General features: G+C 32.1%; 17 protein-coding genes. 10 read left to right on the top strand and 7 right to left on the bottom strand.

Annotated elements, in window-relative coordinates:
* Window positions 1-161 precede the first annotated feature (161 nt).
* The 3 genes from C7447_RS09325 to C7447_RS09315 all read left to right on the top strand — a co-directional run bounded on the left by C7447_RS09325 (window position 162) and on the right by C7447_RS09315 (window position 2,690).
* Entirely contained in the window at window positions 162-1,718 is a 1,557-nt protein-coding gene (locus C7447_RS09325) for an NAD(P)/FAD-dependent oxidoreductase (RefSeq protein ID WP_148870251.1), read from the top strand.
* Window positions 1,719-1,791: 73 nt separating this feature from the next.
* Window positions 1,792-2,415 carry a YqaA family protein gene (locus C7447_RS09320; protein WP_148870250.1) on the top strand — a complete coding sequence of 208 codons (624 nt, stop codon included), beginning with the start codon at window positions 1,792-1,794 and terminating at the stop codon, window positions 2,413-2,415.
* 20 nt (window positions 2,416-2,435) lie between these two features.
* A complete protein-coding gene (locus tag C7447_RS09315; RefSeq protein WP_148870249.1) occupies window positions 2,436-2,690 on the top strand; it encodes a DUF1456 family protein in 255 nt (84 codons plus the stop codon).
* A 51-nt stretch (window positions 2,691-2,741) separates the two neighbouring features.
* Here the strand turns inward: C7447_RS09315 and C7447_RS09310 are convergent, their stop codons facing one another.
* Together C7447_RS09310 and C7447_RS09305 are read right to left on the bottom strand one after the other, a co-directional pair.
* Window positions 2,742-3,107, bottom strand: coding sequence for a DUF3127 domain-containing protein (locus C7447_RS09310; protein WP_148870248.1), 366 nt, complete (start codon window positions 3,105-3,107; stop codon window positions 2,742-2,744).
* A gap of 7 nt (window positions 3,108-3,114) precedes the next feature.
* Window positions 3,115-3,975 carry a flavin reductase family protein gene (locus tag C7447_RS09305; RefSeq protein WP_148870247.1) on the bottom strand — a complete coding sequence of 287 codons (861 nt, stop codon included), beginning with the start codon at window positions 3,973-3,975 and terminating at the stop codon, window positions 3,115-3,117.
* A 79-nt stretch (window positions 3,976-4,054) separates the two neighbouring features.
* Between C7447_RS09305 and C7447_RS09300 the strand changes: the two genes are divergently transcribed.
* Window positions 4,055-5,209, top strand: coding sequence for a sensor histidine kinase (locus C7447_RS09300; protein WP_148870246.1), 1,155 nt, complete (start codon window positions 4,055-4,057; stop codon window positions 5,207-5,209).
* Here C7447_RS09300 and C7447_RS09295 read toward each other — a convergent pair.
* Window positions 5,192-5,584, bottom strand: coding sequence for an HIT family protein (locus C7447_RS09295; RefSeq protein WP_148870245.1), 393 nt, complete (start codon window positions 5,582-5,584; stop codon window positions 5,192-5,194). The two genes, C7447_RS09300 and C7447_RS09295, sit on opposite strands and share 18 nt — an antisense overlap.
* A gap of 140 nt (window positions 5,585-5,724) precedes the next feature.
* Window positions 5,725-6,198 (bottom strand): transcription elongation factor GreA, encoded by a 474-nt coding sequence (greA, locus tag C7447_RS09290; protein WP_148870244.1) that lies wholly within the window; start codon window positions 6,196-6,198, stop codon window positions 5,725-5,727.
* A 108-nt stretch (window positions 6,199-6,306) separates the two neighbouring features.
* Here greA and C7447_RS09285 point away from each other — a divergent pair, with 108 nt between their 5' ends.
* From C7447_RS09285 to C7447_RS09265, 5 genes are all read left to right on the top strand, one after another.
* Entirely contained in the window at window positions 6,307-6,714 is a 408-nt protein-coding gene (locus C7447_RS09285) for a Rieske (2Fe-2S) protein (RefSeq protein ID WP_148870243.1), read from the top strand.
* A gap of 59 nt (window positions 6,715-6,773) precedes the next feature.
* Window positions 6,774-7,931, top strand: coding sequence for a 5-(carboxyamino)imidazole ribonucleotide synthase (locus C7447_RS09280; RefSeq protein ID WP_148870242.1), 1,158 nt, complete (start codon window positions 6,774-6,776; stop codon window positions 7,929-7,931).
* A gap of 3 nt (window positions 7,932-7,934) precedes the next feature.
* Window positions 7,935-8,429, top strand: a complete 495-nt coding sequence (gene purE, locus C7447_RS09275) for a 5-(carboxyamino)imidazole ribonucleotide mutase (RefSeq protein ID WP_148870241.1) — start codon at window positions 7,935-7,937, stop codon at window positions 8,427-8,429.
* Window positions 8,430-8,473: 44 nt separating this feature from the next.
* Window positions 8,474-10,489 (top strand): M3 family metallopeptidase, encoded by a 2,016-nt coding sequence (locus C7447_RS09270; RefSeq protein WP_148870240.1) that lies wholly within the window; start codon window positions 8,474-8,476, stop codon window positions 10,487-10,489.
* Between the two features lie 104 nt (window positions 10,490-10,593).
* Window positions 10,594-11,817, top strand: coding sequence for a carboxypeptidase-like regulatory domain-containing protein (locus C7447_RS09265; RefSeq protein ID WP_148870239.1), 1,224 nt, complete (start codon window positions 10,594-10,596; stop codon window positions 11,815-11,817).
* On the opposite strand, the gene C7447_RS09260 is transcribed toward C7447_RS09265, so the two are convergent.
* Window positions 11,814-13,046, bottom strand: a complete 1,233-nt coding sequence (locus C7447_RS09260; RefSeq protein ID WP_246143052.1) for a glycosyltransferase — start codon at window positions 13,044-13,046, stop codon at window positions 11,814-11,816. The two genes, C7447_RS09265 and C7447_RS09260, sit on opposite strands and share 4 nt — an antisense overlap.
* The gene (locus C7447_RS09255) at window positions 13,047-13,520 is read right to left on the bottom strand and encodes a heme-binding domain-containing protein (RefSeq protein ID WP_148870238.1); all 474 of its coding nucleotides are present in this window, start codon (window positions 13,518-13,520) and stop codon (window positions 13,047-13,049) included.
* Window positions 13,521-13,666: 146 nt separating this feature from the next.
* On the opposite strand from C7447_RS09255, the gene lpdA reads away from it, so the two are divergent.
* Window positions 13,667-15,067, top strand: coding sequence for a dihydrolipoyl dehydrogenase (gene lpdA, locus C7447_RS09250; RefSeq protein ID WP_148870237.1), 1,401 nt, complete (start codon window positions 13,667-13,669; stop codon window positions 15,065-15,067).
* 58 nt (window positions 15,068-15,125) lie between these two features.
* Here lpdA and C7447_RS09245 read toward each other — a convergent pair whose 3' ends face one another.
* Window positions 15,126-15,689: a hypothetical protein gene (locus tag C7447_RS09245; protein ID WP_148870236.1), complete on the bottom strand. Its 564-nt coding sequence runs from the start codon at window positions 15,687-15,689 to the stop codon at window positions 15,126-15,128.
* Between the last annotated feature and the right edge of the window lie 175 nt (window positions 15,690-15,864).

The following is a 15,864-nucleotide window of genomic DNA, read 5'->3' as shown; positions in this document are numbered from 1 at the left end:
CATCATAATCCTAAACAAAAAGATTACTTCACTCACCCTTCGTTCGTAATGACGTTTAGAAAATTATTAATTCTAATAAATAAACAACAGTACAAATCGCATTTAATTTGTTTGCTAAAATAAAGAAACCGTATCAATTGAAATTTGCATAATTTTGCAACATGGTAAAAGAAGTACAACTCCGAGTTAATTTGGTTGAAGAACGTCAATCTTCAATCTTAGAAAGAAAAGCAGCGAAACAATTAGGTGTTGATCTTTCTGAAATTACTGCGGTTAAAGTTTTGAGAAAATCGATTGATGCTCGTAAAAAACAAACTATTTTCAACTATAAAGTTGCCGTGTACATTAACGAGTCATTACCAACTGCTCCCAATTATGTTTTTGAATACAAAGATGTCTCATCTGCTAGAGAAATTCATATTATTGGTTTTGGTCCAGCTGGTATGTATGCAGCGCTTCGTTGTATTGAATTAGGCTACAAGCCTGTGGTTTTGGAACGCGGAAAAAATGTACAAGATCGTAGACGTGATCTACGGGCTATTAACCAATTTCATGATGTGAATGAAGATTCTAATTATTGTTTTGGTGAAGGTGGTGCAGGAACCTATTCTGACGGAAAGCTATATACCCGTAGTTTAAAACGTGGCGACGTACGACGTATTTTTGAAAACTTAGTCTATCATGGGGCAACTGAGCAAATTTTAATTGATGCACATCCGCATATCGGAACCAATAAATTACCGAAGATTATTGAAAATATTCGCGAAACGATTTTAAAATATGGAGGAGAAATTCATTTTGAAAGTCGTGTTACAGACTTTGTGATTAAAAACAACAAAATACACGCTATTCATTTACAAAACGGCAGTGAAATGACCGTGAATTGTGTGATTTTAGCGACAGGACATTCTTCTAGAGATATTTATCAGTTGTTACACAAAAAAGATATTCTACTTAAAGCTAAATCATTTGCAATGGGTGTTCGAGTTGAACATCCACAAGAAATTATAGATCAAATTCAATACAGTTGCGAAGGTGTAAGAGATGAGTTATTACCTGCTGCTGCCTATAGTTTAGTGCACCAGGTAAATAACCGTGGTGTGTATTCTTTCTGTATGTGTCCTGGTGGATTTATTGTACCTGCCGCAACCGCTAACGGAGAAGTTGTCGTGAACGGAATGTCTCCTTCTCGAAGAAACAACAAGTTTGCCAACTCAGGAATAGTTGTTGAAATCAATGTTGATAAAGATTTACCTAAATATGAGAAATACGGAGTCTTGAAAGGATTACAGTATCAAAAAGATTTAGAAGTATTAGCGTTTAATGCTGGCGGAAGAAGTCAAGTTGCACCAGCGCAACGGCTAACCGACTTTGTGGAAGGGCGATTATCTAATAGTTTGAATGAAACCTCGTACCAACCAGGGTTAAATTCATCTCCGCTACACTCTATTCTTCCAAAACTTATTGGAGGTAGTTTACGCAAAGGTTTTGCCGCCTTCGGAAAAAAAATGCACGGATATTACACGGCAGAAGCAAATATTATTGGAGTAGAATCTCGTACTTCATCACCTGTAAATATTCCCAGAAAAGAAAATTTAGAACATCCTCAAATACAAGGTTTATTCCCTTGTGGTGAAGGTGGTGGTTATGCTGGCGGAATTATTTCTGCCGCTATGGACGGTGAACGTTGTGCGGAAGCTGCCATAACTCTTTTATAATTAACATATATTTCTTAGTCTATTTTCTAATTACCTCGTATTTTTGCAGCTTCAAAAAGGAAGCTGCTAGAAGATGAGCAAGAAGAAAAAAAAGAAAAATGTTAAGCCACACTACGAGCGTTTACATAATTACTATCATCGTACGGGTTTTTATATGTTTATTTGGGAGAGCTTAAAGAAAGCTTTTTTACCTATTGTATTTGCTGTTATAGGACTTATTCTTTTTAATAAATACGTTTACAATATTAATGACGGATTGCATAAAATGACAGAAACGTTTTCGCGTGCTGGAATTTTAATAAGCTTTTTTATTTCTGAAACAATCTTAGGATTGGTTCCGCCAGAAATTTTTATTGCCTGGTCTAAAAAAACTTCAGAACCATTGGTAAACTTATCCATCTTAGCAACCTTATCTTATTTGGGCGGAATAACAGCTTATTTTATTGGAAGAGCTTCACTAAAAATTAATGCTATTAGAGAATATTTAGAAGTGAAAATGGCTAAAAATTTAAAAAACACTAGCAAATGGGGTGGTATTTTAATCTTAGTAGGTGCTTTATTACCTTTACCTTTTGCAATCAGTTGTATGACTGCTGGTATGATTAAATACCCACTAAAAGGTGTGTTAACTTTCGGTTTATTTCGTTTTTTACGTTTTGCAATTTATGCTTGGGCTATATTTTCAATGGTCAATTAAAAATCAACTATCTTTATATTATGGGAGGATTAACTAACAACGATGTTTTTAAAAAATTACGAGTAGCACACAAACTACGTGATACAGATATTATTGAAATTTGTGCTTTGGTAGATTTTAAAGTTACTAAAGGAGAATTAGGAGCTTTCTTCAGAAACGAAGAACATCCGAAGTATATGGAATGTGGCGATCAAATTTTACGTAATTTCTTAAATGGATTAATTATTCACCTGCGAGGACCAATGCCTGAAAAGAAACCACAACCTAAAAAATAATAAAAGAGCGCAAATTGCGCTCTTTTATTTTATATCTATTTTTCCTCTGTTTTAGAAAGGTAAATCATCTGGTTCATTTTCTGATAAATCTGGAGCTGGTTCAAATGATTGTGCTGGCGGAACATTTCCTTGTGCCCCTTGTGCTAAACTTTCAATTCTCCATCCTTGAACAGAGTTGAAGTATTTTGCTTCACCCTGTGGGTTAATCCACTCACGACCACGTAAATTGATCGATACTTTTACGTCTTGGCCAACTTGGTAAGTATTTAATAAATCACATTTATCTTGAATAAATTCAATTAAAATCATTTGCGGATATTGTTCGTCGGTAGTTACTACCATATCACGTTTTCTAAATCCGTTACTACCAAAAGTTTGTGTTTCGTTAATTAGTTTAATTTTCCCTATTACTTCCATTTCGTATCTATTTAATTAAAAGCACTTTCCATGCGCTTTCTACATCCTCTTTTTGTAAAAATTCTTGTGCAAATGTATGTTTTTTTTCTTCAGAAACTCCCACAAATTCGGGGTGTTCTTTCGCAAAGTTATCAACATTTTCTCTTGTTGGAATCTGATCTACGTTTCCTAACATCCCTAAATTATTCCCTGTTAAAACTGTACTATTTCTAATTTCTGATGGAATTTGGTCTACTCCTATTCCGAGAGAAGAAATTGGTTTCGGAATTTCAAAAAAACCATCTCTAGCACGAGAATAATAACTCCCTCCAGCTCTTGCTACTAAATCTATTTTATATTGGTCAATATGTCCCTCTGCGTCTAACACATCTTCATTTATGTGTAATTTAACCACTTCGCAAACAATTAAATTTCCTGCCCCGCCTTCTGCTCCTGTATGAATTACATTAATTACTTTACATTCAAACTGCACAGGCGATTCTGCAACCCTAAATGGTTTTACAACATCCGAAGGTAGCATAGTTAATCCAGCTTTTTCAAACTCATTAACTCCTTTCGGATACATCGTACTACTTAACGACATTTGTTGTACTATATTATAATTCACCACATTAATCACCACTTCTTTTGTTGCCTCTGCATTATCTAATGTATGCTTTGTCGTATTATCTCGTACACTTCGTGCAGGAGAAAATATCATGATTGGCGGATTTGCTCCAAACACGTTAAAAAAGCTAAATGGAGATAAATTTGGATTTCCATTTTCATCTATAGTACTCGCAAATGCGATTGGTCTTGGAGCAACAGCTCCTAATAAATATGCATGTAATTTACCTGTTGAAATTTCTTTCGGATTAATTGATAACATTCTATTTTGATTTTTGCATTGTAAATATACTACGCTTTTGCAAATTAAGTTATAGTACAGAATAGTTTATATTTGACAAATGAGTTTTTGGAGTAATACTTTTTGGTTCAAACGAATTGCAATTTTGATTTCTTTCATTATTGTATCCTTAATCTTATGGAATACCTACATTTTCTTTCAACGTTTTAAACAAGATGAACGTGCTAAAATGGAACTCTTTGCTACTGCTTTAAAAGAATTTGAAACCAATAAAGATTTAAACGCTAGCTTTAATTTAGAGAACAAAGTTTTTGAAAACATTACCAATATCCCTTTAATTTTAACAGATGCTGAAGGAAATATTTTAGATGCTCAAAATTTAGACAGTCTCAAATCTTTAAAAAAAGAATATTTAAAAAAGCAATTGGTTTTAATGAAGGATCAAAATCCTCCTATTGAAATCAACTATTTAGAAAACAAAAAGCAGTTTATTTACTATCGCAACTCAGACTTATTATACAAACTCACCTATTATCCACTCGCTTTACTACTTATTTTAGGTCTATTTTTAACCGTAGTTTACCTATTTTTTAACACCAATAAGGTTGCCGAACAAAATAAGTTATGGACAGGAATGGCTAAAGAAACTGCACATCAAATAGGAACTCCATTATCTTCTCTTTTAGGTTGGATTGCTATTTTACGTATAGAAAATGTAAGTGAAAATTATGTAGATGAAATTGAAAAAGATGTTAAACGATTAAATGTTATAGCAAATCGTTTTTCTAAAATTGGCTCCTTACCCGAGTTGAAAAAACAAGATATTGTAGCGATTACAAAAACTGCTTTTGACTATTTAGAATCTCGTAGTTCGAAACAAATTTCTTTTTCGTTTTCAACTAATAAAGATAAAATTAACGTGAACTTAAACAATGAATTATTTGGTTGGGTAATCGAGAATCTAATTAAAAATGCCATTGATGCCATGAAAGGAAAAGGATCGGTAAGTTTATCTATAAAAGAAATTGATAAAAAAGTAAAAATTACCGTTTCAGATACTGGGAAAGGAATTCCAAAATCTCAATTCAAACAAGTATTTAAACCTGGTTTTACCACCAAAAAACGCGGTTGGGGATTGGGTTTGTCTCTCTCTAAGCGCATCATTAAAGATTACCACAAAGGAAAAATATTTGTACAAAAATCAGAAATTGGAAAAGGAACTAGTTTTGAGATTTTGCTAGATAAAATTAGCTGATATTTTCTCTGCCAACGCTACAAACTCTTCCTTCGATAATTTTACTTTCTCAACAAACTGAATATCTGCCATTTTATTTAAAGGGATTAAATGCACATGTACATGTGGCACTTCTAACCCAATTACACTCATTCCTACACGCTTACAAGCAATTGTTTTTTCTATCGCTTTAGCCACACGGTAAGAGAAAGACATTAATCCATCATACTCTTCTTTAGATAAATCAAAAATTTTGTTTTCTTCGCGCTTGGGAATTACCAACGTATGTCCTTTTGCATTCGGGTTTACATCTAAAAAAGCTAAATAATTATCATCTTCCGCTACTTTATACGACGGAATTTCTCCATTTACTATTTTGGTAAAAATACTTGCCATGGTTTCGAGTTTTATTGAGTAAAAGTAAATAAAAAACGCGTTGCTATAGCAACGCGAGTTAAGTTATTCTGTCATTGCGAATAAAATGAAGCAATCTGTTAATCGAAAAGATTACTTCGTCATTCTTCCTCTTAATAACATTATCTAGAAATCTCCAAAATCTCAAACTTCATAATTCCATTAGGAACTTGAATTTCTGCAATCTCTCCTACTTTTTTACCTAATAAACCTTTACCAATCGGAGAATTTACTGAGAGTTTACCGTTACGTACATCACTCTCACTATCAGCTACTAATGTATATGTAAAATCCATTCCATTTGTCATGTTTTTCAACTTTACAATCGAATGAATTAAGATTTTTGATGTATCTAACTGGCTTTCATCAATAATACGAGCATTGGCTACTACATTCTTTAATTTTGCAATTTTGGTTTCCAATAATGATTGCTCTTCTTTAGCAGCATGGTATTCAGCATTTTCACTTAAATCTCCTTTATCTCGCGCGTCTGCAATTTCTTGAGATACACGCGGTCTTTCAACTTGCTCTAACTGCGCAAGCTCATCTTTTAGTTTTTTTAACCCTTCTTCTGTGTAATATGATACGTTACTCATAACTTTTAAAATTTAAAAATCTCAAACCATACGGAATGAGATCGAATAACAAATGTACAAAATATTTGTAAATTCGCTTCGTTACTTATACACAAGATACTCTTAACCATGAAAAAAATCCTTTTTATTTTTAGTTGTTTTTTACTAATGAACTGCGGAAGTGAAACTGTAGTAAATAATTGTTTTTTAGGGATCTCAATAAATGAAACTATAAATTTGAGCAATCCTGAATTTATCGATTTACAAGTTCCTGGAAGTCATGCTACAACTGTATTACAAGGAAGAAATATTATTATTATTCGTAGAACTTCATCAGAATATAAAGTATTCGATTTACAATGCCCAGAAGGAGAATGTTCATCACCAATGACTTTTGATGGTTTAAAATTAATATGTTCTTGTGATCAAAAAGAATATAATTCGTTAAACGGATCCCCAATTGATGGAGAAGGTTGTTTCGCGTTAGAATACAATGTATTACACACAAGCTCAAGTACACTTCAAATTACTCGATAAAATCATATTTACAACCAATAAGATTGTTATTTTTGTGCTAACAACACAAACAATACAACGTGAAAAATTATTTTTCTTCGGATTTTAAACTAGGCGTTTTAGGTGGCGGACAATTAGGAAGAATGCTCCTCGCCGAAACTCAGAAATTCGATATTTACACTGCTATTCTAGATAGTTCTAAAGATGCTCCTTGTGCTCAAATTTGCAACGAATTTCATATTGGCGATTTATTAAATTTTGATGATGTATACAATTTTGGTAAAAAAGTAGATTTACTTACCATTGAAATTGAAAACGTAAACATTGATGCTTTAGATAAATTAGAAGACGAAGGATTAACTATTTATCCCAAACCTGCTACGTTAAGAATCATTCAAAGTAAAGCACGTCAAAAAAACTTTTATGTAGATAATACTATTCCTACAGCCGATTTTTTACATTATGCTTATCTCGAAGAATTAAAACATTCCTACCAAAACAATATTGTCGACTTTCCTTTTGTTTGGAAATCTGCTCGTTTTGGTTACGACGGAACAGGGGTGAAAATCGTTCGAACTTTTGAAGACTTACAATCACTACCTGAAGGAGAATGTATTACCGAAAAACTAATTCCATTTAAAAATGAATTAGCGGTAATTGTTGCGAGAAATGCGAGTGGTGAAACCAAAACCTATCCAGTAGTAGAAATGGAATTTCACCCAGAAGCAAATCAAGTAGAATATGTGATTTGCCCTGCCAGAATTGATCAAAAAGTAGCTCAAAAAGCACAAGAAATTGCTTTAAAAGTTGCAGATGCTTTTGATTTCGTCGGTTTATTAGCTGTAGAAATGTTTCAAACACAAGAGGATAAAATCTTAGTAAATGAAGTAGCTCCGAGAACGCATAATTCTGGTCATTATAGTATTGAAGCTAGTTATACCAGTCAATTTGAACAACACTTACGCAGCATTTTAAACCTTCCATTAGGAAAAACCGAAAGCAAAGTTGCCGGAATTATGGTAAATTTGGTTGGAGAAGAAGGTTTTACTGGCGATGTTGTATATGAAAATATTGAAGAAATAATGAAAATTGATGGTGTTACCCCTCACATCTACGGAAAAAAACAAACAAAACCTTTTCGTAAAATGGGTCATGTAACCATTGTTCACGAAAATATAAGTACAGCAAGAGAGATCGCGCAAAAAGTAAAAGAAACCGTTAAAGTAATTAGTAAATAAACTATGGTAGGAATAATAATGGGAAGTGACTCTGATCTTCCAATCATGCAAGAAGCGATTGATATTTTAGAAAGTTTTGATATTCAACTCGAAGTTGATATTGTTTCAGCACACAGAACTCCTGAAAAATTATTTGATTACGCTAACAACGCACATAAAAGAGGCATTCAGGTAATTATTGCCGGTGCTGGTGGTGCAGCTCATTTACCAGGAATGGTAGCTTCTATGAGTCCATTGCCTGTAATTGGGGTTCCTGTAAAGAGCAGAAATTCTATTGATGGTTGGGATTCTGTATTGTCTATTTTACAAATGCCAGGTGGTGTTCCTGTTGCCACAGTTGCTTTAGACGGAGCTAAAAATGCAGGTATATTAGCAGCGCAAATTATTGGAGCTTCTGATAAATGCGTGTTAGATAAAATAATAGCCTACAAAGAAGGGTTAAAACTGAAGGTTGAAAAGGCTTCAGAGGGTGTGAAAAATAATTTTCGAAGCAGATAGACTCGAACAAAAAATTAACTCATTATCAAATTTTTAAATTGAATATGAATCCGTTATTACAAGATTTTAATACCGCTCCTTTTTCAGAGATTAAGGAAGAGCACTATAAACCAGCAATTAAAGAAGCTATCGAATTAGCGAAAAAAGAAATAAATGCAATTGTTTCAAACCCTGAAACGACAACATTCGAAAATACAATTGTTGCATTAGATCACGCTGGGGAAAAATTAGCGAGAATCACCAGTATTTTTTTCAATTTAAATTCTGCAGAAACCAATAAAGAAATCCAATCTATCGCAAAAGATATTTCTCCTTGGTTAAGTGAATTTAAAAATGATATAACACTGAACAAAGAATTGTTCGAAAAAGTGAAGTCAGTTTATCAACAAAAAGACAATCTAGATTTATCACCAGAACAAGCAATGTTATTGGATCAAAACTACAAAAGTTTTTCACGAAACGGTGCTAATTTATCCGAAGAGAAAAAATCTGAATTACGTAAAATTGATACTGAGTTAGCCAAATTATCATTGCAATTTGGAGAGCATGTGTTGGCTGAAACCAACAACTTTGAAATGTTATTGACTGATGAAAAAGATTTGGATGGTTTACCAGAAAACACCAAAGAAGCTGCAAAAGAATTAGCAAAACAAAAAGGTAAAGAAGGTTGGTTATTTACATTAGACTATCCAAGTTACATTCCGTTTATGACGTATGCCAGTAATCGAGAGTTACGTAAAAAATTATCGATTGCTTTTGGGAAAAAAGGGTTTCAACAAAACGAATTCAATAACGAGCAAATTGTTTTAGATATTGTAAATCTTCGTTACAAAAGAGCGCAATTATTAGGTTACAAATCGCATGCTGATTTTGTTTTAGAAGAGCGAATGGCGGAAACTCCTGAAAAGGTGTTAGAATTTTCTAATAATTTATTAGCCAAGGCCAAACCTGCTGCCGAACGTGAATTTAAGAATTTAGAAAGTTATGCAAAGAAATTAGATAATATCGATCAGTTGCAAAAATGGGACGGTGCTTATTATTCTGAAAAATTAAAGAAAGAGTTATTTAATTTAGATCAGGAGTTATTAAAGCCATATTTCAAACTAGAAAATGTAATTGACGGAGTATTTGAGGTTTCTAGTAGATTGTTTGACTTGAAATTTAAAGAGATTTCAAATATTGATAAATACCACGAAGAAGTAAAAACCTATAGTGTAACCGACAAAAATGGGAATTTTGTATCGTATTTCTATGCAGATTTTCATCCGAGAGAAGGAAAACGTAACGGTGCGTGGATGACATCTTATAAGCCCCAACAAATTAAAGATGGTGAAAACGATCGTCCGCACGTTTCTATCGTTTGTAATTTTACCAAGTCTACCAAAACTAAGCCTTCACTATTAACGTTTAATGAAGTTACCACCCTATTCCACGAATTTGGTCATGCTTTACACGGAATGCTCGCCAACACTACCTATCAAAGTCTATCAGGAACTTCTGTGTATTGGGATTTTGTAGAGTTACCAAGTCAGGTTTTAGAGAATTGGTGTTACGAAAAAGAAGCATTAGAGTTGTTTGCTAAACATTACGAAACTGGAGAAACAATTCCGATAGAATATATTGAAAAGATTAAAGAGTCAGCTAATTTCCATGAGGGAATGCAAACTTTACGCCAGTTAAGTTTTGGTTTATTAGACATGTCTTGGCATGGTGGGAATCCCACAGATATTAAAAATGTAAAAGAGTTTGAAACCAAAGCTTTTGCTAACACACAATTATATCCTGATGTTGCAGAAAATTGTATGAGTACAGCATTTTCTCATATTTTTCAAGGAGGATATTCTGCAGGATATTACTCATACAAATGGGCAGAAGTTTTAGATGCTGATGCTTTTGAATACTTTCAAGAAGAAGGAATTTTCAACAAAGAAGTTGCCACTAAATTTAAAGAGAACGTCTTATCAAAAGGTGGGACTGAAGAACCTATGGAACTTTATAAACGTTTTAGAGGAAGAGAACCAAAACCAGATGCGCTATTAAAACGTGCTGGGTTGATATAAATACGAAATGCTTTCTTTATAGGAAGCATTTTTTTGTTAACATTAACTTTTAATATTCTTTTAAAACCATTTTTGTAGTTATTTTTAACCAAAATCAATTGAAAATGAAAGTCTATTTTTTTATTCCCCTTTTCTTGTTTTCTTTCGGAAAAATAATTGCTCAAACTAATATTAAAGGAAAAATAATTTCTGCCAAAAGTGAAATTCTAGAGGGGGCTTCCGTATTTTTAAACAATACTACATTCGGAACTATTTCTGATGAAAAAGGTGAGTTTCAATTGAAAATTAAAGAAGGAAATTACGTTTTAGTGGTTTCTTATCTTGGATTCAAAACCCAACAGATTAAAATAAATACCAGTGAAAAAAGCAAGTTTTTAGTTATTAAATTACTTCCAGAAACTAATCTTTTAAATGAAGTAGTCATTGAAAAAACAAAATATGACGAGGATTGGAAATACAATTTATCTCGTTTTAAACAAGCTTTTTTAGGAAGATCAAAATTAGCGAATGATTGTATTATTTTAAATGAAAAAACACTTCATTTTAATTATAATTTCAAAACTCAAGCATTAACGGCAACTACAAAAGAACCTTTAAAGATAAAACATAAAAGCTTGGGCTATTTAATAACCTACGATCTCCTTGATTTTACACTCGTCCAAAATAAATTGTTTTTTAGTGGCTATGCTAGATATGAAAACCTAAAAAAATCAATCAAAAGCAAATGGAAGAAAAATAGATTAGAAGCTTACAACGGTTCTCAAATGCACTTTTTACGTAGTTTAAGAAATAAAAGCTTAAAAGATGATGGATTCATTGTAAATCAATTTAAACGAGTCTTAAATCCTGACAGACCATCCAATGAAAAAATAAAATTGGCTCGTGAATTGATTCAATTACACAATTATAATACCCCTATAGACCTCTCTAAAAACATATCGCTTCCTATAACACCATTAGATAGCGCCATCGTTATTATTCAAAAAAGTAATGCGCCGAAATATCGTGACTATTTGTATAAAACTAATGTTGAATATAAAGAGATGATGAAATCTCAAGGAAAAAACCTTTTATTAGACTTTGAAAATCATCTTTCTGTTATTTACACCAAAGAACCTGAAGAAAATAATTATTTAGTAGGTATGTTCGGAAAGCATAAAAAGGCCACAGGAGTACAAACATCAAATATTGTATTAATTAATGGAAAAGTAGTTATTGACGAATCAGGAGTACCAGCAAAACCAAACTCATTATTCAACGAAGGTTATTGGGGTTTTGAATCCTTTGCTAATATGCTTCCTTTGGATTATCAACCAGTTAAAAATTAACTTTTATTCTTCTCTTCAATCCACTTACTCATATATTTTGTAGCTTGTAATGTTTGATGTTGTAACAAACTACCGAGGAAGTTTTGTTTTCTATGTTCAGTTAGGTTTTGTTGTGTTGATTCAATTCTTTTAATAAAAGTTTTCCCTAATCTTTCTTTATCGTATAGTTTATTAATAATCTCTATCCCATTTTTTTGAGAGTTTACCCAAAGCGTTTTATTAGAATATAATTCAACAGCTTTTGCTGCAAACTCATTATAATTATCTTCAACTACTCCATTCCAGGGAAAGTCGTAATGCATTCCTTCAGAACCAATAGATGTCGTTATACTTGGAGTTCCACAAATCATGGCTTCGGTAAGTTTCCCTTTGATACCTGCACCAAATTGTAGTGGTGCTATTACCACTTTTGCTTTTCGAATAACTTCCTCTATATTTTCAACAAATCCTTTTACTATAAATCCTTCTTTTTCATTTTGTAACTGATTAATTTGCTGCGTTGCATAAGCTCCGTAAATATGAACTTCAATTTTGGGAAGTTGTTTTCGAATCAATTTCCATATCAGCTTTAACTGTAAAACAGCATCTACATTGGGAGCATGAAGAAAGTTTCCTACAAATACAAAATGTTCTCGATCTTCAAACGGAAGCCAATTTTTTGTTTGCTTATCATCAATTTTATTTAATAAAAAAGGAAGATGTAACAACAGGCTTTCATCAACTTTAAACAAATTTTTGAGTAAATCCATTTCAAAAGATGAGATAATTAAACTTACATCACAACGTAAAATTGAAGCTATTTCTCGTTTAGTAATATCGGAAGCCAACAAATTATCGACTTTAAAATCTAATCCTTTTTTAAGCTTATCTTGTCTTGTTTTTCTCAGAGAATGTAAATCCTCTGTATCTAAAATCCGAATAGCCTGTGGACAATTTTCAGCAACACGCCAACCGAATTGTTCTTCCATCATAAAACGATCAAAAACAACCAGATTTGGCTGTAATTCTTTTATAAAATCGTCAAAAGAAGAAGAATTCAATTCAATAGCGACTTCATCTATATTTAACAAAATTAAATCAAGTGAATTTTTAGTTTTTTGAGCTGGTGAAGCAAAGGTTATCTTATAGCCATTTTTTAAAAACAACTCAATAAGTTGGAACATTCTATTACCTGCTCCAGTTGTTTTTTCTAGCCAAACATACCCAATTATTAAAACCTGTTGTGTCAATTACTCTTTTTCTAATTGCTTCTTATAATCTGATTGCGCTTGTTTAGCCCAAAGAACTACTTTTTGTATTTCTTCATCACTTAATCTTGCATCTGTGTGTGTCCAAGTGTACGAACCTAATGGCATATGTCTTTTTTCAACCTCTTCATACACTTCTTCCATTTTATGTTCTTTTCTTTTTAAAGAATAGTTTGCCCACTCAGAAAAATTCAATTCTTCTTTCCCTTCATCAATATGATGGGTCATCCAAAAATTAATAGGTGTTATTTTACTATACCATGGGTAACGAGTTGTATTACTATGGCAATCAAAACATGCTGTTTTTAAAATTTTATGAACCTCTTCACTGGGTTTCGTTTCATTTATAAACAAGGTCAACGAACTTAACTCACCATTATTTTCCTTTGGAGAAAAAAACTGTGCCAACACTATAGCAGCCAATAAAATAAAACCTATTTTTTTTAAGAGTTTCATACATGTAAATTTTAAGAGCTTAAAGATAGCAATTCTCATGAATACTACCTTTTATTCGTAAATAATTGTACTTTTGTAATACAAAAATTAAATTGACTTGTGAAACCGAGAGGTTCCATGAAACTTAATAAAATAAATCAAAATTCATGAAATACGATATCGTAGTTATTGGTTCTGGTCCTGGTGGTTATATTGGTGCTATTAGAGCCGCACAATTAGGCAAAAAAGTTGCCATTATTGAAAAATATTCAACCTTAGGAGGAACATGTTTAAACGTTGGATGTATTCCATCAAAAGCTTTATTAGACAGTTCTCATCACTATTATGATGCAGTGCACTATTTTGAAGAGCATGGAATTTCGGTTGAAAACCCTTCCTTTGACTTTGGAAAAATGGTTGACCGTAAGGCTAAAGTAGTAGAGCAAACTACTGGAGGTATCAATTTTTTAATGGATAAAAACAATATTGATGTTTACGAAGGTTTAGGCTCTTTTGAAGATGCTACGCATGTAAAAATCACTAAAAAAGACGGATCTTCTGAAGTAATTGAAGGTACTAATATTATTATTGCCACAGGTTCTAAACCATCTACTTTACCTTTTATTTCTATCGATAAAGAGCGTGTAATTACATCAACTGAAGCGTTAACACTAAAGGAAGTACCAAAACATTTATTAGTAATAGGTGGTGGTGTTATCGGATTAGAATTAGGTTCTGTATACAAGCGTTTAGGTGCAGAAGTTACTGTAATTGAATATGCCTCTAGTATTACTCCAAATATGGATGCTGATGTTTCTAAAGAACTTCAAAAAGTACTAAAGAAACAAGGAATGAAGTTTAACGTAAGTCATGGAGTTACGGCTGTTGAACGTAAAGGAAATGAAGTTGTTGTAAAAGCTAAGAATAAAAAAGGAGAAGAAGTTGAGTTTACAGGAGACTATTGTTTGGTTGCTGTAGGTCGTCGCCCTTATACAGATGGTTTAGCTTTAGATAAAGCCGGTGTTAAAGCAACAGAACGTGGCCAAATAGAAGTTAATGATCATTTACAAACAAACGTTTCTAATATTTATGCAATTGGAGATGTTGTTCGTGGTGCTATGTTAGCTCATAAAGCAGAAGAAGAAGGTGTAGTTGTTGCTGAATATTTAGCTGGACAAAAACCTCATATTGATTATAATTTAATTCCAGGTATTGTTTACACATGGCCTGAAGTTGCTGCTGTTGGTAAAACAGAACAAGAATTAAAAGATGCTAATGTTGAGTATAAAGCAGGGAAATTCCCAATGCGTGCTTTAGGACGTTCTAGAGCTAGTGGGGATTTAGATGGGTTTGTAAAAGTATTAGCTGATAAAAATACGGATGAAATTTTAGGTGTTCATATGGTTGGAGCTCGTGTAGCCGACTTAATTATGGAAATGGCCGTTGCAATGGAATTTAGAGCTTCTGCAGAAGATATTGCTCGTATTTGTCATGGTCACCCAACGTATTCAGAAGCTATCAAAGAAGCTGCTAAAACAGCTTGGGATGGAATGCCTTTGAATAGCTAGAATGTGAATATTTTTATTATATAAAACAAATTAAAAAGCGACTCGAATGAGTCGCTTTTTAATTATACCTAATCTTATTAAATGAGTTTTCTATTAACTTTTTTATCAAATTACTACACGAGTTTTCTAAATATATTTTGCATATATTATTTAAAAAAAAATTAGTTTTAGCAGAAGAAGACTCTTTATCTAAATTATCTGACAGTACATTCTGCCAAGTTTTAAGTAATACATTAACTATTTCTCTGTTTTTCTGCTTACATATGTTAAGTTGATAGCTAGTACTCTTCGAATAACTTGAAAATATCATGGGCATATCAATTAACCTATTAAAAACTGTTGAAGCTCTTTCTTTTAATTCTGAATTAGAATTTATAGAAATTATTCTAAAATCTTCTTTCTTCCTTTGTTTTTTAGAAAGTATCATTAAAAAACTATTTATTATAATTTCTAAACAATTATAAGAGGATAAATAATAAACCTCTAAACCTAGATTAGTATTAAGTAACAAAACATCTTTCTTAATAACCTCTTTTAAAAATAATTGTAAAACCTCTACTTCTTTATGTGAAATAAGGAGTTCCTTTTTATAATTTTTACTATAAATAAAAACAGCTTTCATCAATAATTACAAATCTTTACAAATTAAAAATATAATAAATTTTTACTAGTTAATTTATTGATATTTAAAAAATAATAATATTTTATTGCAATATTGTAATTTTTATTTATTAAAAAAACAAATTTATATCGATAAAATTTATTAAAACATTCTCTGGATCTATTTTAAAATATGG

Origin of the sequence: Tenacibaculum adriaticum, from assembly GCF_008124875.1 — a bacterium.
Taxonomy (GTDB): Bacteria; Bacteroidota; Bacteroidia; order Flavobacteriales; family Flavobacteriaceae; genus Polaribacter; species Polaribacter adriaticus.
Note: the sequence above shows the minus strand (reverse complement) of the source record. Positions and strands in the feature narration are given on the sequence as shown.

What these genes read in the sequence shown, in the direction of transcription:
- C7447_RS09325 (WP_148870251.1), top strand. Translation starts at nt 162, where the DNA reads ATGGTAAAAGAAGTACAACTCCGAGTTAATTTGGTTGAAGAACGTCAA.
- C7447_RS09320 (WP_148870250.1), top strand. Translation starts at nt 1,792, where the DNA reads ATGAGCAAGAAGAAAAAAAAGAAAAATGTTAAGCCACACTACGAGCGT.
- C7447_RS09315 (WP_148870249.1), top strand. Translation starts at nt 2,436, where the DNA reads ATGGGAGGATTAACTAACAACGATGTTTTTAAAAAATTACGAGTAGCA.
- C7447_RS09310 (WP_148870248.1), bottom strand. Translation starts at nt 3,107, where the DNA reads ATGGAAGTAATAGGGAAAATTAAACTAATTAACGAAACACAAACTTTT.
- C7447_RS09305 (WP_148870247.1), bottom strand. Translation starts at nt 3,975, where the DNA reads ATGTTATCAATTAATCCGAAAGAAATTTCAACAGGTAAATTACATGCA.
- C7447_RS09300 (WP_148870246.1), top strand. Translation starts at nt 4,055, where the DNA reads ATGAGTTTTTGGAGTAATACTTTTTGGTTCAAACGAATTGCAATTTTG.
- C7447_RS09295 (WP_148870245.1), bottom strand. Translation starts at nt 5,584, where the DNA reads ATGGCAAGTATTTTTACCAAAATAGTAAATGGAGAAATTCCGTCGTAT.
- greA (WP_148870244.1), bottom strand. Translation starts at nt 6,198, where the DNA reads ATGAGTAACGTATCATATTACACAGAAGAAGGGTTAAAAAAACTAAAA.
- C7447_RS09285 (WP_148870243.1), top strand. Translation starts at nt 6,307, where the DNA reads ATGAAAAAAATCCTTTTTATTTTTAGTTGTTTTTTACTAATGAACTGC.
- purE (WP_148870241.1), top strand. Translation starts at nt 7,935, where the DNA reads ATGGTAGGAATAATAATGGGAAGTGACTCTGATCTTCCAATCATGCAA.
- C7447_RS09270 (WP_148870240.1), top strand. Translation starts at nt 8,474, where the DNA reads ATGAATCCGTTATTACAAGATTTTAATACCGCTCCTTTTTCAGAGATT.
- C7447_RS09265 (WP_148870239.1), top strand. Translation starts at nt 10,594, where the DNA reads ATGAAAGTCTATTTTTTTATTCCCCTTTTCTTGTTTTCTTTCGGAAAA.
- C7447_RS09255 (WP_148870238.1), bottom strand. Translation starts at nt 13,520, where the DNA reads ATGAAACTCTTAAAAAAAATAGGTTTTATTTTATTGGCTGCTATAGTG.
- lpdA (WP_148870237.1), top strand. Translation starts at nt 13,667, where the DNA reads ATGAAATACGATATCGTAGTTATTGGTTCTGGTCCTGGTGGTTATATT.
- C7447_RS09245 (WP_148870236.1), bottom strand. Translation starts at nt 15,689, where the DNA reads ATGAAAGCTGTTTTTATTTATAGTAAAAATTATAAAAAGGAACTCCTT.